Raw genomic sequence first — 19,550 nt, forward strand, 5'->3', positions numbered from 1 at the left:
TCGTTGCCGTAGGCAAGGAACCAGCCGCAGGAGGCGACGCAGGCACGTGGACACGAACGACCCGGTACGAGGCACCGCCCTCGGCAGCGCACCCGTCCCGCTCTCCGTCCTCGACCTGGCAGGCGTCGGCAGCGGCCTGACCGCGAGGGACGCCCTCGTCGCCGGGGTCGCACTGGCCCGGCTCGCCGAGGCCCGCGGCTACCACCGCTACTGGGTCGCCGAGCACCACTCGATGCCCGGGGTCGCGTCCTCCTCCCCCGCCGTGATCCTCGCCCACCTCGCCGCCCACACGGAGCGGATACGCCTCGGCTCCGGCGGCGTCATGCTGCCCAACCACGCGCCGCTGGTCATCGCCGAGCAGTTCGGCACCCTGGAGGCCCTGGCACCGGGCCGGATCGACCTCGGCCTCGGCCGCGCCCCCGGCACCGACGGCGCCACCGCCGCGGCGCTGCGCCGCAGCGACCGGCTCAACGAGGGCGCCGACGAGTTCCCTCAAGCGTTGTCCGAGCTCATCCGCTTCCTGGACGACGACTTCCCCGACGGCCACCCCTACGCCCGCATCCACGCCATTCCCGGTCCCGTGCAGGGCACCGTGCCCGGCGGCGTTCAGTCCCCCGCGCGGCCGCCGATCTGGCTGCTCGGCTCCAGCACCTTCAGCGCCCGGCTGGCCGCGGCCCTCGGCCTGCCCTTCGCCTTCGCCCACCACTTCTCCGCGGCGAACACCGAACCCGCGCTGGAGATGTACCGCAGGTCCTTCCGCCCCTCCGAGGTACTGGACGAGCCCTACGCGCTGATCGGCGTCGCGGCGCTGGCGGCGGAGGAGGAGAAGGACGCCCGCCGGCAGGTGCTCGCCGGCGCCCTGGGCATGCTGCGCCTGCGCATGGGACGCCCGGGCCTGGTGCCCTCCCCGGAGGAGGCGGAGGCGTACGGGTTCAGCCCGGCCGAGCGGGACTTCGTGGACGGGTGGCTCGGCAACGTGGTGCACGGTACGCCGGACGCGGTCCGGGACGGCCTGGACGCGCTGGTGCGCCGCACCGGGGCGCAGGAGCTGATGATCACGGCCAACGCCCACACGCCGTCCGCGCGGCTGCGTTCCTACGAGCTCATCGCCGACGCGTACGGCCTGCCCGGCGGCGCCTGACCGGCCGCGCGCGGCGGCCGGTGCGGGGGGCGCCGGCCGCCGGCGCGAGCGTGCGACCCGGGGGGCAGGCGTTCGACGCCTCCGTTTCCCGGGGCACCGGGCGCACGAAGCGTCGTGGGGGACGATCCCGGCCCTCTCGTCAAAGCCCTCCGACTGGCTCGACGGGTGGAGGGACGCCTCGTCCGGGGAACGGAGGTGCGAAGAGTTCGACATCCCGCGAGGCCGGCGGGGCGCACCGACACGCCGCCCGGACCGGCGGGTGGCATGGGCGACGGCGCACTCCCGCTCGCCGTCAGACGTCCACCGCCACGTACTTGATCTCCAGGTACTCGTCGATCCCCACGGCGCCGCCCTCGCGTCCGGTCCCGGACTGCTTGACGCCGCCGAAGGGCGCGGCGGGAGTGGAGACGACGCCCTTGTTGAGGCCGAGCATGCCCGTCTCCAGCTCCTCGGCGTAGCGGATCCCGCGCCGCAGGCTCTCCGTGAAGACGTAGCCGACCAGGCCGAACACGGTGTCGTTGGCCAACCGGATCGCCTCGTCGTCGTCCTCGAAGGTGACGACCGGCGCGACCGGGCCGAAGATCTCCTCGCGGAGCATCGCCGCGTCCGGCGGCACGTCGGCCAGCACGGTCGGCGGGTAGAAGTACCCGGGGCGGTCCGAGAGCGGGGCGCCGCCGGTGACCGCGCGGGCGCCGGCGGAGACGGCGTCCTGTACCAGGCGGTCCACCTTGTCCAGGCCCGCGCCGTCGATGAGCGGGCCGACCTGGGTGCCGGGCTCGGTGCCGCGGCCGACGACCATGGAGCCCAGCTTCTCGGCGAGCCGCCCGGTGAAGGCCTCGGCCAGCTCGCGGTGGACGTAGATCCGGTTGGCGGCCGTGCACGCCTCGCCGATGTTGCGCATCTTGGCGATGGCCGCGCCCTCGACGGCCTTCTCCAGGTCCGCGTCCCGGCAGACGATCAGGGGGGCGTTGCCGCCCAGCTCCATGGAGGTCCGCAGCACCTGCCGCGCGCTGAGCTCGATGAGCTTCTGCCCGACGCCCGTGGAGCCGGTGAAGGAGAGCTTGCGCAGCCGCGGGTCCTCCGTCAGCGGGCCGCTGATCTCCGCGGGGCGGGAGGTGGTGAGGACGTTGAGCACGCCGTCCGGCAGCCCGGACTGCCCGAGGATCTCGGCGAGGGCGAGCATGGACAGCGGCGTCTGGTGGGCCGGCTTGACGATCATGGTGCAGCCCGCGGCGACGGCGGGGCCGATCTTGCGGGTGCCCATCGCCGTGGGGAAGTTCCACGGGGTGATCAGCAGCGCGGGTCCCACGGGCTGGCGCATCACCCAGATCCGTCCGTTGCCGTCGGGCGCGGTGCGCCAGCCGCCCTCGATCCGCACCGCCTCCTCGGAGAACCAGCGGAAGAACTCCGCCGCGTAGAGGATCTCGCCGCGGGACTCGGCGACCGGTTTGCCCATCTCCAGCGTCATCAGCAGGGCGAGTTCCTGCTGCCGCTCCACGATGAGCTCGTAGGCCCGGCGCAGGATCTCCCCGCGCTCGCGCGGCGGCGTGGCCGCCCATCCCTCCTGCGCGGCGGCCGCGGCGTCCATCGCCGCCTTGGCGTCCTCCGCCCCGGCGTCCGGCACGGCGCACAGCGACCGCGCGGTCGACGGGTCCTCCACCTCGTACTCGCGCCCGTCGCTCGCCGGCCGCCAGCGGCCGCCGACGAGCAGTGCCTTCGGCACCCGCTCGACCACCAGTTGCTCGCGCTTGCCGTTCCCTTCGGCGCTGTCGCTCATGGCAGCTCCCTGCCTCTCGCGGACGTTCCGGACATCGGGTACCCCACCAGATTCGCATGAATGCCCCCGGTGCGCCGGGGTAGGCGCGGCCCTCGTGCGGTCACCGCGCCGCACGGAAACGGACGACCGGAGGTCTGGTTCATGTCGGAGCGCAGTTCCCTGTCCCGCAGGGGTTTCCTCTCCCGTACCGCAGCCGTGGGCGGTCTCGCGACGGTCCCGGGGCTGGTGGCGGCGTGCAGCCGTACACAGGCCGGCACCGGCGCGCCCACCGGAGACGGGGACCTGCTGGCCAAGCTGAGGAAGCAGGGCTACGTCCGGGTCGGGTTCGCCGGCGAGGCGCCGTACGGGTACCGCGACGGCAACAAGCTGGCCGGAGAGGCGCCCACCCTCCACCGGGAGATCTTCACGGCGCTCGGGGTGCCGGAACTGCGGCCCACGCTCACCGACTTCGGCGCCCTCATACCGGGCCTGACAGCGGACCGCTTCGACGTGGTCAGCGCCGGGATGGCGATCACCCCCGACCGCTGCCGGAAGGTGATCTTCTCGGAGCCCGAGTTCGTCTCGCCGACCGCCCTGATGGTCCGCGGGGGCAACCCCAGGGGCCTGAGCGACCTGGTGTCCTGCGCCCGCGAGAAGGCCACCGTCGGCGTGCTGAGCGCGGCGGTCGAGGCGGACTACGCGGACGCCGCCGGGGTGCCGCCGGCCTCGGTGAAGTCCCTGGCCAAGCAGCAGGACGGGGTCGACGCGCTGCTCGCCGGGCGAATCGACGCCTTCGCGCTGACCGGGATCTCGCTGCGCTGGCTGGCGCGCACCAACAAGGGCGCGGCGGTGGAGGTGCTCGACCCCTTCCTGCCGGTGGTCGGCGGCCGGAAGCAGTACAGCCCGGGCGGCGCGGTGTTCCGGCCGGACGCGACGGGGCTGCGCGACGCGTTCAACAAGGAGCTCGAGAAGATCACGGGCGACCCCGGCCACTACACCTCCCTCATCGGGAAGTACGGCTTCACCAAGGCGGAGGTCCCGCCGGCGACGCTGCGCACCGCACAGCTGTGCAAGGCCTGAGGCGGCGCCTTGTCCCCGTACCCGTACGCCTTCCTCGCCGGTGAACCCCTGTCCGGCCTCACGGAGTTCACGCGCTCGCTGCCGAGCGTGGGGGCGGGTCTGTGGGTCACCGTGCAGGCCACCGTCCTCGGCGCGGCGCTCGCGCTGCTGCTCGCCTTCCTCCTCGGCTTCATGGCCCGCTCGCGGCGGCTGCCGGTGCGCGGGACCTCCCGGGTGGTGGTGGAGTTCTTCCGCGGCACCTCGCTGTACATCCAGATGTTCTGGCTCTTCTTCGCGCTGCCGATCCTCGGCTTCAAGCTCGTGCCGCTCGCCTGCGCCGTGGTCGCCTTCGGGCTCAACTACGGGGCGTACGGCTCGGAGGTCGTCCGGGGTGCCCTGGACGCCGTGCCCCGCGGGCAGCGGGAGGCGGCGGTCGCGCTGAGCATGACGCCCTGGCAGCGGATGCGCCTGGTGGTGCTGCCGCAGGCCTGGCCGCAGATGATCCCGCCGTTCGGCAACCTGCTGATCCAGCTGCTGAAGTGCACCCCGCTGATGTCGCTGATCACCATCTCGGACGTCACCTTCCAGATGGACCAGATCCGTTCGACCACCGGTGACACCGCGACTGCGTACCTGCTGCTGCTGGTCGTCTACTTCGTCCTGGCCTACGCGCTGACGCTGGCGATGAACGGCCTGGAGGCCGTGGCCAAGGCGCGCCTGGGACAGCGGCCGGCGGGAGGTCGGGCCTGATGTGGAGCTGGGAGACGGCCCGCGAGGGCCTGCCGCTGATCCTGCACGGCTTCGGGATCACCCTGCTGGCCACGGTGCTCGGGTCGGTGCTCGCCGTCGTGCTGGGACTGGGCATCGCGGTGCTGCGGCGTACGCCGAGCCACTGGGTGACGCTGCCGCTGCGGGCGGCCGTGGAGTTCGTGCGCTCGACACCGGTGATGATCCAGCTGTTCGCGGTGTGGGTGCTGGTCCCGGGGCTGGACCCGCTGGTGATCGGGATAGCGGTGCTGGGCGTGCACTACGCGACGTACACCTCGGAGGTGTACCGGGCGGGCATCGAGGCGGTGCCGAAGGGGCAGTGGGAGGCCGCCGTCGCGCTGTCGCTGCCACGGGTGCGCACCTGGTCCGCCGTGGTACTGCCGCAGGCGGTGCGGAAGATCGTGCCCGCTCTGGGCAACTACGTGATCTCGATGTTCAAGGAGACGCCCTTCCTGTCGGTCATCACCGTCAACGAGATGGTGCACGAGGCGAACCGCTTCGGCAGTGACCACTTCGCCTACCTGGAGGCGTTCACCCTCGCCGCCCTGGTCTTCCTGGTCGCGAGCTGCCCCACCTCGATCCTCATGCGGAAGCTGGAGAAGCGCCTTGCTCACTGACGAGTCCCCCACCCCCGCCGAGTCCGGCCCCGCGGCGCCCGCCGTCCGATTCCACCAGGTGGTCAAGCGGTACGGGGACAACACCGTGCTGGACCACCTCGACCTGGAGGTCGGCCGCGGTGAGCGCGTCACCCTGATCGGCCCCAGCGGTTCGGGCAAGACGACCATCCTGCGGCTGCTGATGACCTTGGAGCGGGTCACCGAGGGCGTCATCCACGTGGACGGCCAGCCGTTCTCGCACATGCCGGGCCGCGGCGGCCGGCTCGTGCCGGCCGACGAGAGGCATCTGCGTGCCACGCGCCGCCGGATCGGCATGGTGTTCCAGCACTTCAACCTCTTCCCCAACATGAAGGTGCTGGACAACGTCACCGAGGCCCCGGTGCACGTCCTCGGCATGGACCGGGACGAGGCCGCCGAACGCGCCCGCGGGCTGCTGGAGCTGGTGGGGCTGGCCGACAAGCGGGACGCCCACCCCACCCGGCTCTCCGGCGGCCAGCAGCAGCGCGTCGCCATCGCCCGCGCGCTGGCGATGCGGCCCGACATCCTGCTGCTGGACGAGGTGACCTCGGCGCTCGACCCCGAGCTGGTGGCCGGTGTGCTGGACGTGCTCAGGGACATCGCCCGCAGCACGGACATCACGCTGCTCTGCGTCACGCACGAGATGGGGTTCGCCCGGGACGTCTCGGACCGGGTGCTGATGTTCGACGGCGGACGGGTCGTCGAGTCGGGTCCGCCGGAGCGGATCTTCGGCTCCCCGGAGCACGGCAGGACCCGGGAATTCCTCGGTGCGGTGCTCTGAGAAAAATTGGTCCGTGCCCTTGGCATATGCCAGAGTGGCGCGTTCCTGCGTATACGCCTGCGGCCCGCCACATAAAGCTCCAACGGGCTCTACTGCGAACAACATTGAGGCTATCGTGGAATGCGGCCCGGCTGCCGGGCCCGGCTGTCGTGCCCGGCAGCCGTGACCAGCAGCTACAGCAAGGACGCAAACGGTCACACCTGTAGGGGGACACCGTGGCGCTTGAGCACCGACAGGTCGCGCCGGTCTACGCGGTCCAGCACGCGCTGCGCGTGCTGGAGACCGTGGACAAGCACAGGAACGGCGTCACCGCCGAGCAGCTCGCCCGCGAAATCGGGGTACCCATCGCCTATCTCGGCCAACTCCTCGCGATGCTCAACCGCGAGCGCTATCTCAACGCCCTGCCCGGCGGCGGGTACGCGGTCGGCGAGTCGCTGGTCCTGCTGGGCAGCGCCAGCCGCGACCTGGCACTCGGCGAGAAGATCAAGAAGATCCTCATGGCGCTGCGCGACGAGGTCGGCGCCGCCGTCTACTTCAGCCGCTACGACGACGGCGAGGTCAAGATCGTCGACTTCGCGGACGGCCCGGCGGCGCCCAAGGTGAACGAGTGGGTGGACTTCCGCTTCGCCGCCCACGCCAGCGCGGTCGGCAAGTGCCTGCTCACCCAACTCGACCACAACGGGCGCCGCGACCACCTGTCCCGGCACAAGACGGTACGCCTCACGTCCAGGACCACGATCAGCGAGAAGCTGCTGCTGACCAAGCTGGAGAGCCAGCCGGCCAGCGCCCCCACCCTGGACCTCCAGGAGTACGCGATCGGCACGGTCTGCGCCGCGATCCCGATCACCGTCGGCAGTACGGTCGGCTGCCTCGCCCTGTCCCTGCCCGTCACCCAGGCCCACCGCCTCAAGGGCGCGGCCGACACCCTCAACGAACGCGCGGCACCGGTGCTGCTCTCGCTGGCCCTCTGAGAGCCGTACGACGCACGCGCGCACCGGAGGCACGGCAAAGGGCGCCCCTCCCGGAGGAGGGGCGCCCTTTCGCTGTGCGCCGCCAGGGACTCGAACCCCGAACCCGCTGATTAAGAGTCAGCTGCTCTGCCAGTTGAGCTAGCGGCGCGTGCAGGACAATCATACGGGGTCGGAGGGGGTGCTCATGACCACTCCCCCACCCCTGAACCCGGACCGGACCGCCTCGGGCCGAGCGCCCGAACGCGTGGCCGGAACGCGGGCATGCTGAGGGGCCCGGCAAGAGGGGGGAGGTATGCCGGGCCCATCAGCGTGGGGGGAGGGGGTGTGGCTATTGGGGGGGTGTTGTTGTCTTTGGGGTACTACGCCCGGGACCTACCAGGCGATGTCATTCGCGTGGACGACAAGGTTGGGCGACGTCCACGCGATGTCACCGGCCGGTGCAGGCTGCGCGGATGCTGCGCTCGCGCCGATCAGCCCCATCGAAATGGAAGCGACGACGCCCAGTGCGAAACGGAGGGCGAAGCGGCGAATCGAAGTCATGGCAGGCCTGTCCTGGGGGTGTGAGCTGGGGTATTGCTGGTCGGAGGTGCCGCTCAGGTCTGGGGGAACCGTACGACTGACTGAATTCTGTCGGACGCCGGGCCGCTGGTCTGTAGTTTTCGCGTTCCGGATTCGGACATGGCCCTATGCGGACACATGGGACCGGATGGGCCCCGAAGGGTCCATACACGAGCCCTGCCCCTTAACCTGATCGAAGCCGGGGGTGTTGTGAAGCATTGGGGGTGCGAGCAGTGACCGACGACCTTCTGCGCGCCCGGGCGCAGGAACTCTACGCCCTGGCACTCGCCGAGGCCGACTGGACACCGGAGAGCGTCTGTTCACTCACCGGCTGGTCGCCTGAAGAACTGGACGAAGCCCTGCGGTGCCTGGCGGACCTGGGACTGGCGGCCCAGTTCCCGTCCTCCCGCAGCGGCTGGTCCGTGCACTCCCCCGCGACCGCCATGGCCCAGCTGATCGAGGGCAGCCGCCGGCGCACCGAGGAACTGGTCAGCACCATCACCCACGCCCACACCGCTCTCAGCCAGGTGGCGTCCGAATTCCAGCCGGTGCACATGCGGCAGCTGGCGGAGGCACGCATCGAGGTCGCCGCCCAGCCCTCCCAGATCGCGGCGATCCTGGACGAGGCGGCGAGCACCGTCACGACCGAGATCCTGTCCATGCACCCCAGCGCGCTGCCCGAGGACCATCTCTTCGAGGCGGACGACCGCAACCGCGACGCGCTGAGCCGGGGCATCGCGATGCGCTCCATCCACCTGGCCACGGCCGCGGCCGTGCCGCACGTGCGGTCCCACCTGCGGAACATGGTCAACGACGGCGGCGAGGTCCGTACGGCGGCGACGGTGCCCATGAAGCTGATCATCGTCGACCACACCCTGGCCATCGTGCCGCCCCTCGGGCCCGAGGCCCACTCCGAGCGGAGCCCGGGCTCCGCCATGGTCCTGCGCAGCCCCGCCATGGTGGCCGTGCTGCGGCAGATGTTCGAGCACTGCTGGGCCGCGGCCTCCGACCTGTTCACCGACGACGTCGGGGCCGCGCCCGCCGCGCGGCACCGGGAGGTCGTCCGGCTGCTCGCCTCCGGGCTGACGGACGAGGCCATCGGCCGGAAGCTGGGCCTGTCCGACCGGACGGTGCGGCGGATAGTGGCCGAGCTGATGCAGCAGATAGGGGCGGACAGCCGGTTCCAGGCCGGGGTGAAAATGGTCCGCCTCGGCTGGCTGGACGACGATCCCGCGCTCCTGGACGGCGTGGTCGGGAGCACCCCCGGAGGTCCGGTAGGATCCTCTCTGTCGGTGAGCGCCGCTAGCTCAACTGGCAGAGCAGCTGACTCTTAATCAGCGGGTTCGGGGTTCGAGTCCCTGGCGGCGCACAGCGAGAGGGCGTCCTTCCTTCGGGAAGGGCGCCCTCGCTCATTTGTGCGACAAGGGCGGCGTCCCGGTTGACTCGGTGCGAAAATATCCCGTAACGATGATGTGAGGGCTCTACGGGGGCTCACGAGGAGGCCATGCACGCGCACGATCCGCCGCCGCCCGGCACGGGCAGGGAGGCCCGGCCGAGTCCAGGGGCCGCCTCGCCCGGGGGCCTGCTCGACCTTCTGCAGGTCGCGGCGATGGTGCTGGACCGCACCGGTCACATCGTGCTGTGGAGCCCGGAGGCCGAGCGTCTGTTCGGTTACTCGGCGGCCGAGGCCCTGGGCCAGAACGCCGGCCTGCTGCTGGTGGCGCCGGACAAGCTGGAGCTGGTCACCGAGCTGTTCAAGCAGGTCAGGGCTGGTGCCATCTGGCAGGGCGTGTTCCCGATCGTCCACGCGGACGGCACGACCCGGGACGTCGAGTTCCGGAACATGCGGATGCACGACGTGGACGGCGGCGTCTACGCGCTGGGCCTGGGCGCCGACCTCACCACGGTGCGGCGCGTGGAGACGGACATGGCGCTGTCGAGCAGCCTCGTCGACCAGTCCCCGATCGGGCTCGCAGTCTTCGACACCGACCTGCGGATCGTGCGCGTCAACCGGGCCATGGAGGAGCTGCACGGCCTGCCTGCGGCCGCCATGCTGGGGCGCCGGGTGCGCGAGATCTCGCGGGGCTCGGAGTTCCGGGCGATCGAGGCCCGGATGCGGCAGGTGCTGGAGACCGGGGAGCCGCTGCTGGACCTGGACACGGTGGTCAGGACGTACGCCGACCAGGAGCACGACCACGCCTGGTCGATCTCGTACTACCGGATCCAGGACCCCACCGGGCGGGTGCTGGGCCTGGCCACGTCGATCGCGGACTTCACCGAGCGCCACCAGGCCGCCGAGGAGATAGCCGAGGCCCGCGGCCGGCTCGCGGTGATCGCCGAGGCCGGTACCCGGATCGGCACCACGCTGGACCTGCAGCAGACCGCGCGGGAGCTGGCCTCGGTGGTGGTGCCGACGCTCGCCGACATCGCCACCGTCGACGTCCTGGACGAGGTGCTGCGCGGCGGCCCGGTGCCCAAGGTGCGCGCCCAGCAGTCGGCCGAGTTCCGGGCGCTGGCGGTCGCGGCCGCCGAGTCCGGCGCGGCGATCGGCGCCGTCGACCCGGTGGGGGAGCTGGCCCGGTACTCCGACGACCGGCTGATCACCAAGACCGTGCGGGAGGGCCAGCCGGTGGTCGTGCACCGGGTGAGCAGCCGCATGCTGCGCCGCATAGCCCGCGACGACCGGGCCGCCGCCCAGCTGAAACGGGCGGGGGCGCACTCCTACCTCGCCGCGCCGCTCATCGCCCGCGGCGAGGTGCTGGGGGCGGTCGGAATGTTCCGCACCCGCAACCAGAAGCCCTTCGACGACGAGGACCGCACACTGGCGGTGGAGCTGGCCGCCCGGGCCGCGATCTCCATCGACAACGCGCGCCTGTACGCGGGTGAGCGCAACGCCGCGCTCACCCTCCAGCGCAGCCTGCTGCCGCACGAGCCGCCACGCATGGACGGGATGGAGATCTCCGCGCGCTACATCCCCGCCGTCCGCGAGGTCGGCGGGGACTGGTACGACGTCCTGCAGCTGCGGGACGGCAAGGTCGGGCTGATCGTCGGGGACGTGATGGGCAAGGGCCTGCACGCCGCCGCGATCATGGGACAGCTGCGTACGGCGACCCGGGCCTTCTCCCGGCTCGACCTGCCGCCCCACGAGGTGCTGGCGCACCTCGACAACATCACCGGCAGCGCCGAGGGCGACTTCATCGCCACCTGCGTCTACGCCGTCTGCGACCCGGCGACGGGCCGCTGCCAGTTCTCCACCGCCGGGCACCTGCCGCCGGTGCTGGTACCGCCCGGCGGCCGCGCCGAGCTGATCGACCTGCCCAGCGCGGTGCCGCTGGGTGTCGGCGGGATCCGCTTCCACACGGTGGAGCGCAAGCTCCCCGAGGGCACCTTGCTGGCGCTGTTCACCGACGGGCTGGTCGAGGACCGGCGGCAGTCCATCGACGTGGGGCTGCGCACGCTGATGCGCGCGCTCAAGCTCAAGAGCCGCCGCCGCTCGCTGGAGGAGACCTGCGACGTCGTCCTGGGCGCCCGGCTGCAGTCACCGGACGACGACGTCGCCCTGCTGCTGGCCCGGATGGGGGCGCCGGCGGCGGACGACGAGCAGGCCGGCGACGAGGCGGCCGGCAACGGGGCGGCCGATGAAGAGGCGGCCGACGAGTCCTGAGCCACCGGTCCGCAGTCCTGCCGCAGGTCACGGGCACACAACCGGACGAAATCGCTCATACGACCGGTTAACAACTCGTTTCGCACCTTGCGATCAAGACGGGCATTCGGGGAGGCTGGGTCCGCAGGACATGTATGCGCCAAACGGACCTATGCGCCCTTACCGGTGAACGAAAGGGTCCGTTTCGGCGGCTTTTTCGTGTGGGCCCGGGGGACGGCCCGCAGGGGGCGAGGGGGGTGAATTCAGGCGTTACCTCACGGTGGTCCGGTCGTTGACGAGTCATAGCCTGCCTCACGCGACCCGGAGGCCACAGAACGCCCACGTATGCCCCGGGGGCGGGGGGCCGCAGCGCCCGGGGCGCCAACACCGCCGCGACAGCGGCGCGACATGCTTCGGGGGGAGCATCCACATGCCGCCGACACCCGGCGCCCAGCAGTACACGACCGACCCTCGGGCCGGAACGCCCGCGCCCGTCATACCCCAGCAGTCCCGCCCCGGCCCGTCCCGGCCGGACCCCGGCGCGGTCGCGCCCCGGTACGACTACGAGCACTACAGCAGACTCGCCGGCCCGCTCACCGAGCCGGAGCCCGGCGTCCCGTACCGGGTGAAGTACCGCAGCCTCCTCTCCGAGGAGCCCCACCGGATACGCGCGGCTCTGCTGCTCGGCGCGGCCCCGGTGCTCTCGGCGGTGCTGCTCGCCTGGCTGATGCAGCCGGCCCACTGGACCAGACGGGAGCACGCGCCGGGCTGGATGGTCGCCTGCGACGCCGTGATGCTGATATCCATCGGCCTGATCGAGCTCTTCCGGCTGATCAACGTGACGTCCAACGCCCACGCGACGCTCGTCGCGCGCGATCCGGTACCCGTGGTCCCCGAGAAGGGCAGCAAGGTCGCCTTCGTGACCACCTTCGTCCCGGGCAAGGAGCCCCTGGCGATGGTGCGGGCGACCCTGGAGGCCGCGGTCCGGCTGCGCCACCGCGGCACACTGCACGTCTGGCTCCTGGACGAGGGCGACGACCCCGACGTCAAGCGCCTGTGCGAGCGCCTGAACGTACGCCACTTCACCCGCAAGGGCGTCGAGCGCTGGAACCGGCCCAGCGGCGCCTTCCGGGCCCGCACCAAGCACGGCAACTACAACGCCTGGCTCGACGCCCACGGCGACGACTACGACTTCTTCGCCTCCGTCGACACCGACCACGTCCCGCTCCCCAACTTCCTGGAGCGGATGCTCGGTTACTTCCGCGACCCGGACATCGCCTTCGTCGTCGGGCCGCAGGTCTACGGCAACTACGACAGCGCGGTCACCAAGGCCGCCGAGAGCCAGCAGTTCCTCTTCCACGCGCTCATCCAGCGGGCCGGCAACCGCTACGGCTCCCCCATGTTCGTCGGGACCAACAACGCGGTGCGCATCAGCGCCATCAAGAGCGTCGGCGGGCTGTACGACTCCATCACCGAGGACATGGCCACCGGCCTGGAACTGCACCGGCACCGCAATCCCGCCACCGGCCGCAGGTGGGCCTCCGTCTACACCCCGGACGTGCTCGCCGTCGGCGAGGGACCGTCCTCCTGGACCGACTTCTTCACCCAGCAGCTGCGCTGGAGCCGCGGCACCTACGAGACGCTCATCAAGCAGTTCTGGAAGGTGCCGTTCACCCTCTCCCCCGGCCGTCTGCTCAACTACACGCTGATGGTCGTCTACTACCCGATGACGGCGGTCAACTGGGTGCTGGGCGGCCTCAGCTGCGCGCTCTTCCTCGGCCTGGGCGCCTCCGGCATCCAGATCGACTCCGAGGTCTGGATGATGCTCTACAGCGACGCCGCGGCGCTGCAGATCGGCCTGTACATGTGGAACCGGCGGCACAATGTCAGCCCGCACGAGCCGGAGGGCTCCTCGGGCGCGGCGGGCATGGTGATGTCGGCGCTGTCCGCGCCGATCTACGCCCGCTCGCTGATGGACGCGGTGCTGCGGCGCAAGAGCAGGTTCGTGGTCACCCCCAAGGGGGACTCCGCGAGCCCGGACCGGCTGCTGTCCACCTTCCGCATCCACCTGTTCTGGCTGCTCGTCTTCGGCGGTTCGCTCGCCGCCAGCTTCTTCAACGGCCACACCCACGTGGCGATGCGCACCTGGGCGACGCTGGCCCTCGTCCTGGCGCTGGCGCCGGTCGCCGTGTGGTCCCTGTCCCTCGTACGTTCCAGGAGCGCAGCCCGATGAGGTACCGACCCAGCCGCAGACTGCGGAAGATCGCCGTCGGGAGCACGGCCGTGGGGGTGCTCGCCGGGATGAACACGCCCGCGATCTACGGCTACTCCGCCGCCAAGTACCACGACTACAAGATCAACCAGCCCGGCTACAAGGCCGCGTACGGCCACTGGGACCTCGTCGAGGTCCCCGAGGAGTTCCGCGTCAACGCCATCCACGCGGCGCTGCTGCGCACCGGGAAGGTGCTGCTGATCGCCGGTTCCGGCAACGACGAGCGGAACTTCAAGGCCAAGTCCTTCAAGAGCGTGCTCTGGGACCCGGTGAAGAACACCTTCAAGGAGATCGACACCCCCAAGGACATGTTCTGCGCCGGCCACACGCAGCTGGCGGACGGCACGCTGCTGGTGGCCGGCGGCACCGCCCGCTACGAGAAGCTCAAGGAGGCCGTGGACCGGGCGGGCGGTGCGATGCTCATCAAGAACGAGGACCCGGACAAGCCGCGGAACTTCCCCAAGGGAACGGTCTTCGTCAACAACGAGAACGGCCGCTCCTTCCGGTCGGAGTTCCCCGTCAACGTGCCGCGCGCCAAGAAGACCGTCGACGCCCGGACCGGCGAGGTCACCGTGACCGCGAGCGAGGCACGGGTGTTCGTGCAGTCGCTGGTCGAGGGCGAGAAGGGCATCGTCAACACCGCGGCGCAGTACGGGATCCAGGGCCTGCGGGGCGAGGACGGGGAGAACTTCTACGGGCTGGCCACCAAGCTCGGCCTGGACAAGAAGGACTTCCAGGGGATCAAGCAGGCCTACGAGTTCGACCCGCTCGCCGAGCGCTACGTGCCGGTCGACCCGATGAACGAGGCCCGCTGGTACCCGACGCTGGTCACCCTCGCCGACGGCCGGGTGCTCTCGGCCTCCGGACTGGACGACATCGGCCAGGTCGTACCGGGCAAGAACGAGATCTACGACCCGAAGACCCGGACGTGGGCGTACACCACCGAGCGCTACTTCCCCACCTACCCGGCGCTCTTCCTCATGAAGGGCGGGAAGATCTTCTACTCGGGCGCCAACGCGGGGTACGGGCCGGCCGACGAGGGCCGGGTCCCGGGCGTGTGGGACCTGCGCACCAACCGCTTCACCGAGGTCCCCGGCCTGAAGGACGCCGAGGACCTGGAGACGGCGGGCTCGGTGCTGCTGCCGCCCGCGCAGGACCAGAAGGTGATGGTGCTGGGCGGCGGCGGGGTCGGCGAGTCGCACTCCTCGACCACCCGCACCGCCGTGGTGGACCTGGACGCCGCCGACCCGCGGTACACGACCGGTCCCGACCTGCCGGAGCCCACCCGCTACCTGAACACGGTGATCCTGCCCGACGACACCCTGTTCACCACCGGCGGCTCCCGTGACTACCGGGGCCGCGGCAGCAGCGACGTCCTGCGCGCGCAGATCTACGACCCGGCGCAGAACGCCTTCCGGGAGGCGGCCGACCCGTCCGTGGGCCGCAACTACCACTCGGAGGCGCTGCTGCTGCCCGACGGCCGGGTGGCGGTCTTCGGCTCCAACCCGCTCTTCGGGGACGCGGCCGACACCAAGCCGGGCTTCTTCGAGCAGCGGATCGAGGTGTACACCCCGGCGTACCGCTACCGGGACTCCCGGCCCTCGCTCGGCACGGGCCCGGCGGCCGTCCGGCGCGGCGGCACGGCCACCTTCCCGACCGCGTACGCGGAGCACATCGAGTCGGCGCGGCTGATGCGGCCGAGCGCGGTCACCCACGCCACCGACGTGGAGCAGCGGTCGATCGCGCTGGACGTGAGGCGCGGAAAGGGGTCGGTGAGCGTGACCGTCCCCGAGGACCCGACGATCGTGCCGCCGGGCTGGTACATGCTGGTCGTCACCGACGAGGAGGGCACGCCGTCCGAGGCCCGCTGGGTGCGGGTGACCTGACGGGAGGGGCCCGGCGCGAGGTCAGGAGGCCGCGCGCCGGGCCAGTCCCAGGGCGTACTCGGGCCACCAGTCGCCGGCCCGGGGGCCGCCCTTGCAGGTGCCGTCGGAGTCGCCGGGGCGCTTGATCCACAGGTAGGCGTCGACGAGTTCGTCACCGGTGTCGGTGGTGGGCGGGGTGCCCAGGCCGCGGCCGGGCGGGTTGCACCAGGCCTCCTCGTGGGCGCCGTCGAGGGGGCCGCGGCCGTTGCGGCTGGTGTCGATGACGAAGTGCTTGCCGCCGAGCCGGGCGGACAGCTTCCTGCCGTACGCGGTGTTCGCGGCGGTGGTGTAGAAGTTCGAGGTGTTGAGGGCGAAGCCGTCGGCCCCGGCGATGCCGGCCGCCCGCAGCGGGCCGGCCAGGCGCGCGGGGTCGCTGACCCAGCCGGCGTTGCCCGCGTCGAGGTAGACCCGTGCGCGCGGCAGCGCTCCCAGGGTGTCCACGGCGTGGGACAGCAGGGCGTAGCGCTCGTCGTGGAACTCCACCGGGGTGCAGCCGTCGACGAGGTGGGTGAGGGCGTCCGGTTCGAGCACCACCAGAGCCTCTCGGTCGCCGATGCCGGCCGCGACCTCGTCGACCCATGCGCGGTACGCGGCGCCGTCGGCGGCGCCGCCTTGGGAGTACTGACCGCAGTCGCGGTGCGGGATGTTGTACAGCACGAGCACGGGCACCCGGCCGTCGCGGGCGGCGGCCCCGGTGTAGTCCCTCGCCCGCTGCCCGGCGTCGTCCTGGCCGATCCACTCGGCGACGGGCCGGCCGGCGATCCGTTCCAGCAGCTCGGCGTCGCCCTCCCGGCCGTCCTTGCGCCACTGCGCCGCCTGCCGGGCCGCGGCGGTGTCGGGGTTGATCCAGAACGGTGCCCCCGCCGTGCTCCCGGGGCTTCCGGTGCGGCCGGGGCTGCCGCCGCCCTTGTCCTGGCTCCCCCCGGGCTTCCCGGTGCCGAAGCAGCCGCCGAGCACGACGGAGAGGAGTCCGGCGGCGGACACGGCACAGGCCGCTCTGCGCAGCGGGCCGGTGTTGGTGCCGAACATCCACTCCCCCTTGGATGGCGGGACGAGACCGGTCGCCGTCAATCCTGACATACCGAACCGCCAACGGGGCCTCGGATCGGGTCAGTCGGCGCCTTTCCCGTCGAATGCCGCGCCTCGCCCCCATGGCAGAATCCCCCGGCGAAGCCGTGGCCGCCGAGGGCTGGAGCCGGACGTGACAGAGCACCCCACGCACAGTGCGCGCGAGCTGCGGCTCGCCGAGGTCTTCGTGGAGCTTGCCGACACCCTGGACGGCGACTTCGACGTGGGCGTCTTCCTGGAGCGGGTGGCCGACCGCTGCGTGGAACTGCTGGACGTGACGGCGGCCGGGCTGCTGCTGGACGACGGGCGCGGCGGGCTGCGGACCGCCGCCGGCCGCGGCGGGGCGGGCGAACTCCTCGGGCGGCAGCGGGAGGAGGGGCCCTGCCTGGACTGCTACCGCGGTTCCGAGGTGGTCACCGCCCCGGACCTGGCGCGCTGCGACGACCGCTGGCCGCACTTCGCCCCGCTCGCCCGCGACCGGGGCTTCCACGCGACGTACGCGGTGCCGCTGCGGCGCCGGGCCGAGGTGATCGGCGCGCTGAACCTGTTCCGCGGTGTGCCCGGTGATCCCCCGGGCGGCGACGTGGCGCTGGCCCGGGCGTTCGCGGACGCCGCCGCCATCGGGATACTCCAGGAACGGGCCCGGCAGCGGCAGGAGTCGCTGGCGGCCCAGTTGCAGGCCGCGCTGGAAAGCCGGGTCGTGCTGGAGCAGGCCAAGGGCGTGCTGGCGGAGCGCTGGGGCGTCGGCGTGGACGAGGCGTTCACGGAGCTGCGGAGGTACGCGCGCACCCACCGGGTACGGCTGGCGGAACTGGCCCTGGGCGTCGTGGACGGCACGGTGGACTCCGACGCCCTGCGGGGGTCCGGCAGTTGATCGGACGGCGGGGGACGTCCGGTATTCGTCCTCGGCCGGGCCGGTGCCGGCACGTCGGGCATAGGCTGGCCCCACCACCCCGGACCCCGGTGGCGTCCCGTCCCGTTCCCGTACCTGCCGCACTCGCCAGGCTTCCGCTCCCGGAGACGTCCCATGTCCGACGACGCCACAGACACCACGCCCCGGATCGACCGGCGCACCGACGGGTCCAGCACCCTGGTGACGCTCGGCGGCGAGGTGGACGTGCTCACCGCGCCCGGGGTGTCCGCCGCGCTGGACGCGCTGACCGGTGCGGACCGCCCTGACATCGTCGTGGACCTGCGGCCGGTGGAGTTCATCGACTGCAGCGGCCTGTCGGCGCTGGTGCGCGCCCGGCGCCGCGCCGAGGAGCACTCCGGGCGGGTACGGCTGGTGTGCCGGGACGAGTTCACGCTGCGCACGCTGCGGGCGACCCGGCTGACCCGGTGCTTCACGATCCTGCCGGACTGGCCGGAGCCCACGGACTGACGCGCGCCCCGCACACGCGCCCCCGACACGCCCTAGCCCGGCCGCATTCAGGTGTTCTAGCCTGGCAGGGCGGCCCAGGACCCCGGTCGCCGGAAGTGCCTCCTACGCCTTCAGGACGTGGTCCGGCCATGGCCAAGCTCGCGGCCTTCGCACGCCTTTCCCTGTCCGACCCGCGCAGATCCGCACTCGGCGCGCCCCTGGCGGCGAGGCGCCGGCCGCCCGGCGGCGTCACGCCGCAGCCGCCCTCCCCGGACGGGGTGCGGGTGCGCCGCACCGCGGGCCGCGCGGCACTGACGCGCTTGCGGGCCCGGCTGCCCGAACCGCGCGTTCCGGGGCGGGCCCACCGTCTCTCCCCTGACGCGCCGGGACCACTCCCGCGGTCCCGGCGCCCGAGGGTGAGGAGCGCCCGGCCGGCGGCTCCGGGAGGAGCGGACCGCGGGCCGGGCGCTGTACACCTCGTCAGGCGCGGCGGTGCGGTCAGGCCGTCGGCGTGAGCCGGACGGTCCGGCCCTCGCGGGCCGAGACGGCGGCCGCCTCGATGACGGTGAGCGCGTCGGCGGCCTCGCGGGCGGTGACCGGCGGTGCGGTGCCGTCCCGCAGGGCGGCGGCGACGGCGGTGTAGTACGCGGGGTAGTCGCCGGGCAGGGTCGGCACGGGGCGCACGTCGTCGCCCGCGCCCAGCACGCCCCATTCGGCCTCCGGTTCGGTGCCCCACACGGTGCCGGGGGCGGGCCGGGCGCCGTCGCGCAGCGCGGCCTCCTGCGGGTCCAGGCCGTGCTTGACGTAGCCGGCGGCGCTGCCGAGCACCCGGAAGCGGGGGCCGAGCTGCGCGGTGGTGGCGCTCATCCACAGGTGGGAGCGGACGCCCCCGGCGTGGGTGACGGCCACGAAGGCGTCGTCGTCCACCTGGGCGCCGGGCCGGCGCACGTCCAGCTCGCCGTACACGGAGACGGCGGGGCCGAAGAGGGTGAGCGCCTGGTCGACGAGATGGCTGCCGAGGTCGTAGAGCAGGCCGCCGATCTCGGCGGGGTCGCCGGACTCGCGCCAGCCGCCCTTCAGGCTCGGCCGCCACCGCTCGAAGCGGGACTCGAAGCGCCCCACCTCGCCCAGTTCGCCGCGCTCCAGCAGCCCGCGCAGGGTGAGGAAGTCGTTGTCCCAGCGGCGGTTCTGGAAGACCGAGAGCAGCAGACCGCGCTCGTCGGCGAAGTCCGCGAGCGTGTGCGCCTCGGCCGCGGTGCCGGCGACCGGCTTGTCGACGACCACCGCGAGCCCGGCCTCCAGGGCGGCGGTGGCGAACGGGACGTGGGTCCTGTTCGGCGAGGCGAGGACGATCAGGTCGAGCTCGCCGGCGCGCTTCCACAGCTCGTCCGGGTGTCCGGCCAGGCGGACGTCCGGGTGCTCGGCGCGGGCCTGCGCCTGGCGCTCCGGGTTGCTGGTGACGACGGTGTCCAGGACGAGGCCGTCGGTGGTGGCGATCAGCGGGGCGTGGAAGACCGAGCCGGCCAGACCGTAGCCGACCAGCCCGACGCGAAGAGGTGCGGGAGACATGCGACCACTTAAGCAACGGTGTTGCCAAAGTGCAAGGGAGCCTG

At 72.3% G+C, this 19,550-nt stretch carries 17 protein-coding genes and 2 tRNA genes; 13 read left to right on the forward strand and 6 right to left on the reverse strand.

The window, feature by feature from the left end; genetic code table 11:
• Positions 1-46: 46 nt before the first annotated feature.
• Positions 47-1,141, forward strand: coding sequence for an LLM class flavin-dependent oxidoreductase (locus ACFW3D_RS03090; RefSeq protein ID WP_500500656.1), 1,095 nt, complete (start codon positions 47-49; stop codon positions 1,139-1,141).
• A 292-nt stretch (positions 1,142-1,433) separates the two neighbouring features.
• On the opposite strand, the gene ACFW3D_RS03095 is transcribed toward ACFW3D_RS03090, so the two are convergent.
• Positions 1,434-2,918, reverse strand: coding sequence for an NAD-dependent succinate-semialdehyde dehydrogenase (locus ACFW3D_RS03095; RefSeq protein ID WP_500500658.1), 1,485 nt, complete (start codon positions 2,916-2,918; stop codon positions 1,434-1,436).
• Between the two features lie 141 nt (positions 2,919-3,059).
• On the opposite strand from ACFW3D_RS03095, the gene ehuB reads away from it, so the two are divergent.
• From ehuB to ACFW3D_RS03120, 5 genes are all read left to right on the forward strand, one after another.
• A complete protein-coding gene (ehuB, locus tag ACFW3D_RS03100) occupies positions 3,060-3,977 on the forward strand; it encodes an ectoine/hydroxyectoine ABC transporter substrate-binding protein EhuB (protein WP_500500660.1) in 918 nt (305 codons plus the stop codon).
• Between the two features lie 48 nt (positions 3,978-4,025).
• On the forward strand, positions 4,026-4,706 hold the full coding sequence (gene ehuC / locus ACFW3D_RS03105; RefSeq protein WP_500500728.1) for an ectoine/hydroxyectoine ABC transporter permease subunit EhuC: 681 nt from the start codon (positions 4,026-4,028) through the stop codon (positions 4,704-4,706).
• On the forward strand, positions 4,706-5,341 hold the full coding sequence (ehuD, locus tag ACFW3D_RS03110; protein WP_500500662.1) for an ectoine/hydroxyectoine ABC transporter permease subunit EhuD: 636 nt from the start codon (positions 4,706-4,708) through the stop codon (positions 5,339-5,341). The genes ehuC and ehuD overlap by 1 nt, the downstream gene beginning before the upstream one ends.
• Positions 5,331-6,140, forward strand: coding sequence for an ectoine/hydroxyectoine ABC transporter ATP-binding protein EhuA (ehuA, locus tag ACFW3D_RS03115; protein WP_500500664.1), 810 nt, complete (start codon positions 5,331-5,333; stop codon positions 6,138-6,140). Before ehuD ends, ehuA begins: the two co-directional genes overlap by 11 nt.
• 215 nt (positions 6,141-6,355) lie before the next feature.
• Entirely contained in the window at positions 6,356-7,111 is a 756-nt protein-coding gene (locus ACFW3D_RS03120; RefSeq protein WP_500500666.1) for an IclR family transcriptional regulator, read from the forward strand.
• A gap of 75 nt (positions 7,112-7,186) precedes the next feature.
• Here the strand turns inward: ACFW3D_RS03120 and ACFW3D_RS03125 are convergent.
• The 3 genes from ACFW3D_RS03125 to ACFW3D_RS03135 all read right to left on the reverse strand — a co-directional run bounded on the left by ACFW3D_RS03125 (position 7,187) and on the right by ACFW3D_RS03135 (position 8,768).
• A tRNA-Lys gene (locus tag ACFW3D_RS03125) sits at positions 7,187-7,259 on the reverse strand.
• A gap of 224 nt (positions 7,260-7,483) precedes the next feature.
• On the reverse strand, positions 7,484-7,651 hold the full coding sequence (locus ACFW3D_RS03130) for a hypothetical protein (RefSeq protein ID WP_500500668.1): 168 nt from the start codon (positions 7,649-7,651) through the stop codon (positions 7,484-7,486).
• A gap of 289 nt (positions 7,652-7,940) precedes the next feature.
• Positions 7,941-8,768 carry a hypothetical protein gene (locus ACFW3D_RS03135; RefSeq protein WP_500500670.1) on the reverse strand — a complete coding sequence of 276 codons (828 nt, stop codon included), beginning with the start codon at positions 8,766-8,768 and terminating at the stop codon, positions 7,941-7,943.
• Between ACFW3D_RS03135 and ACFW3D_RS03140 the strand changes: the two genes are divergently transcribed.
• The 5 genes from ACFW3D_RS03140 to glxA all read left to right on the forward strand — a co-directional run bounded on the left by ACFW3D_RS03140 (position 8,767) and on the right by glxA (position 15,470).
• Entirely contained in the window at positions 8,767-9,003 is a 237-nt protein-coding gene (locus tag ACFW3D_RS03140) for a hypothetical protein (RefSeq protein WP_500500730.1), read from the forward strand. The genes ACFW3D_RS03135 and ACFW3D_RS03140 overlap by 2 nt on opposite strands.
• Positions 8,966-9,038, forward strand: a tRNA-Lys gene (locus ACFW3D_RS03145). The genes ACFW3D_RS03140 and ACFW3D_RS03145 overlap by 38 nt, the downstream gene beginning before the upstream one ends.
• Before the next feature lie 135 nt (positions 9,039-9,173).
• The gene (locus tag ACFW3D_RS03150; protein ID WP_500500671.1) at positions 9,174-11,333 is read left to right on the forward strand and encodes a SpoIIE family protein phosphatase; all 2,160 of its coding nucleotides are present in this window, start codon (positions 9,174-9,176) and stop codon (positions 11,331-11,333) included.
• Positions 11,334-11,742: 409 nt separating this feature from the next.
• Entirely contained in the window at positions 11,743-13,545 is a 1,803-nt protein-coding gene (locus tag ACFW3D_RS03155; protein ID WP_500500673.1) for a glycosyltransferase family 2 protein, read from the forward strand.
• Entirely contained in the window at positions 13,542-15,470 is a 1,929-nt protein-coding gene (gene glxA / locus ACFW3D_RS03160; protein ID WP_500500675.1) for a radical copper oxidase GlxA, read from the forward strand. The genes ACFW3D_RS03155 and glxA overlap by 4 nt, the downstream gene beginning before the upstream one ends.
• 21 nt (positions 15,471-15,491) lie before the next feature.
• Here glxA and ACFW3D_RS03165 read toward each other — a convergent pair whose 3' ends face one another.
• Positions 15,492-16,538, reverse strand: a complete 1,047-nt coding sequence (locus ACFW3D_RS03165; RefSeq protein ID WP_500500677.1) for a glycoside hydrolase family 6 protein — start codon at positions 16,536-16,538, stop codon at positions 15,492-15,494.
• A 172-nt stretch (positions 16,539-16,710) separates the two neighbouring features.
• Between ACFW3D_RS03165 and ACFW3D_RS03170 the strand changes: the two genes are divergently transcribed.
• Positions 16,711-17,451: a GAF and ANTAR domain-containing protein gene (locus ACFW3D_RS03170; RefSeq protein WP_500500679.1), complete on the forward strand. Its 741-nt coding sequence runs from the start codon at positions 16,711-16,713 to the stop codon at positions 17,449-17,451.
• A 153-nt stretch (positions 17,452-17,604) separates the two neighbouring features.
• The gene (locus tag ACFW3D_RS03175; protein ID WP_500500681.1) at positions 17,605-17,958 is read left to right on the forward strand and encodes an STAS domain-containing protein; all 354 of its coding nucleotides are present in this window, start codon (positions 17,605-17,607) and stop codon (positions 17,956-17,958) included.
• A 477-nt stretch (positions 17,959-18,435) separates the two neighbouring features.
• On the opposite strand, the gene ACFW3D_RS03180 is transcribed toward ACFW3D_RS03175, so the two are convergent.
• Entirely contained in the window at positions 18,436-19,506 is a 1,071-nt protein-coding gene (locus tag ACFW3D_RS03180; protein WP_500500683.1) for a Gfo/Idh/MocA family oxidoreductase, read from the reverse strand.
• Positions 19,507-19,550: the final 44 nt, after the last annotated feature.

It is taken from the genome of Streptomyces sp. NPDC058864 (assembly GCF_042742985.1).
Classification (GTDB): domain Bacteria; phylum Actinomycetota; class Actinomycetes; order Streptomycetales; family Streptomycetaceae; genus Actinacidiphila.

Bases quoted from the DNA above. Each gene is read 5' to 3' on its own strand.
- ACFW3D_RS03095 (WP_500500658.1), bottom strand. From the start codon at position 2,918: ATGAGCGACAGCGCCGAAGGGAACGGCAAGCGCGAGCAACTGGTGGTC.
- ehuB (WP_500500660.1), top strand. From the start codon at position 3,060: ATGTCGGAGCGCAGTTCCCTGTCCCGCAGGGGTTTCCTCTCCCGTACC.
- ehuD (WP_500500662.1), top strand. From the start codon at position 4,706: ATGTGGAGCTGGGAGACGGCCCGCGAGGGCCTGCCGCTGATCCTGCAC.
- ACFW3D_RS03130 (WP_500500668.1), bottom strand. From the start codon at position 7,651: ATGACTTCGATTCGCCGCTTCGCCCTCCGTTTCGCACTGGGCGTCGTC.
- ACFW3D_RS03135 (WP_500500670.1), bottom strand. From the start codon at position 8,768: ATGGCCTCGTCCGTCAGCCCGGAGGCGAGCAGCCGGACGACCTCCCGG.
- ACFW3D_RS03150 (WP_500500671.1), top strand. From the start codon at position 9,174: ATGCACGCGCACGATCCGCCGCCGCCCGGCACGGGCAGGGAGGCCCGG.
- ACFW3D_RS03155 (WP_500500673.1), top strand. From the start codon at position 11,743: ATGCCGCCGACACCCGGCGCCCAGCAGTACACGACCGACCCTCGGGCC.
- glxA (WP_500500675.1), top strand. From the start codon at position 13,542: ATGAGGTACCGACCCAGCCGCAGACTGCGGAAGATCGCCGTCGGGAGC.
- ACFW3D_RS03165 (WP_500500677.1), bottom strand. From the start codon at position 16,538: ATGTTCGGCACCAACACCGGCCCGCTGCGCAGAGCGGCCTGTGCCGTG.
- ACFW3D_RS03175 (WP_500500681.1), top strand. From the start codon at position 17,605: ATGTCCGACGACGCCACAGACACCACGCCCCGGATCGACCGGCGCACC.
- ACFW3D_RS03180 (WP_500500683.1), bottom strand. From the start codon at position 19,506: ATGTCTCCCGCACCTCTTCGCGTCGGGCTGGTCGGCTACGGTCTGGCC.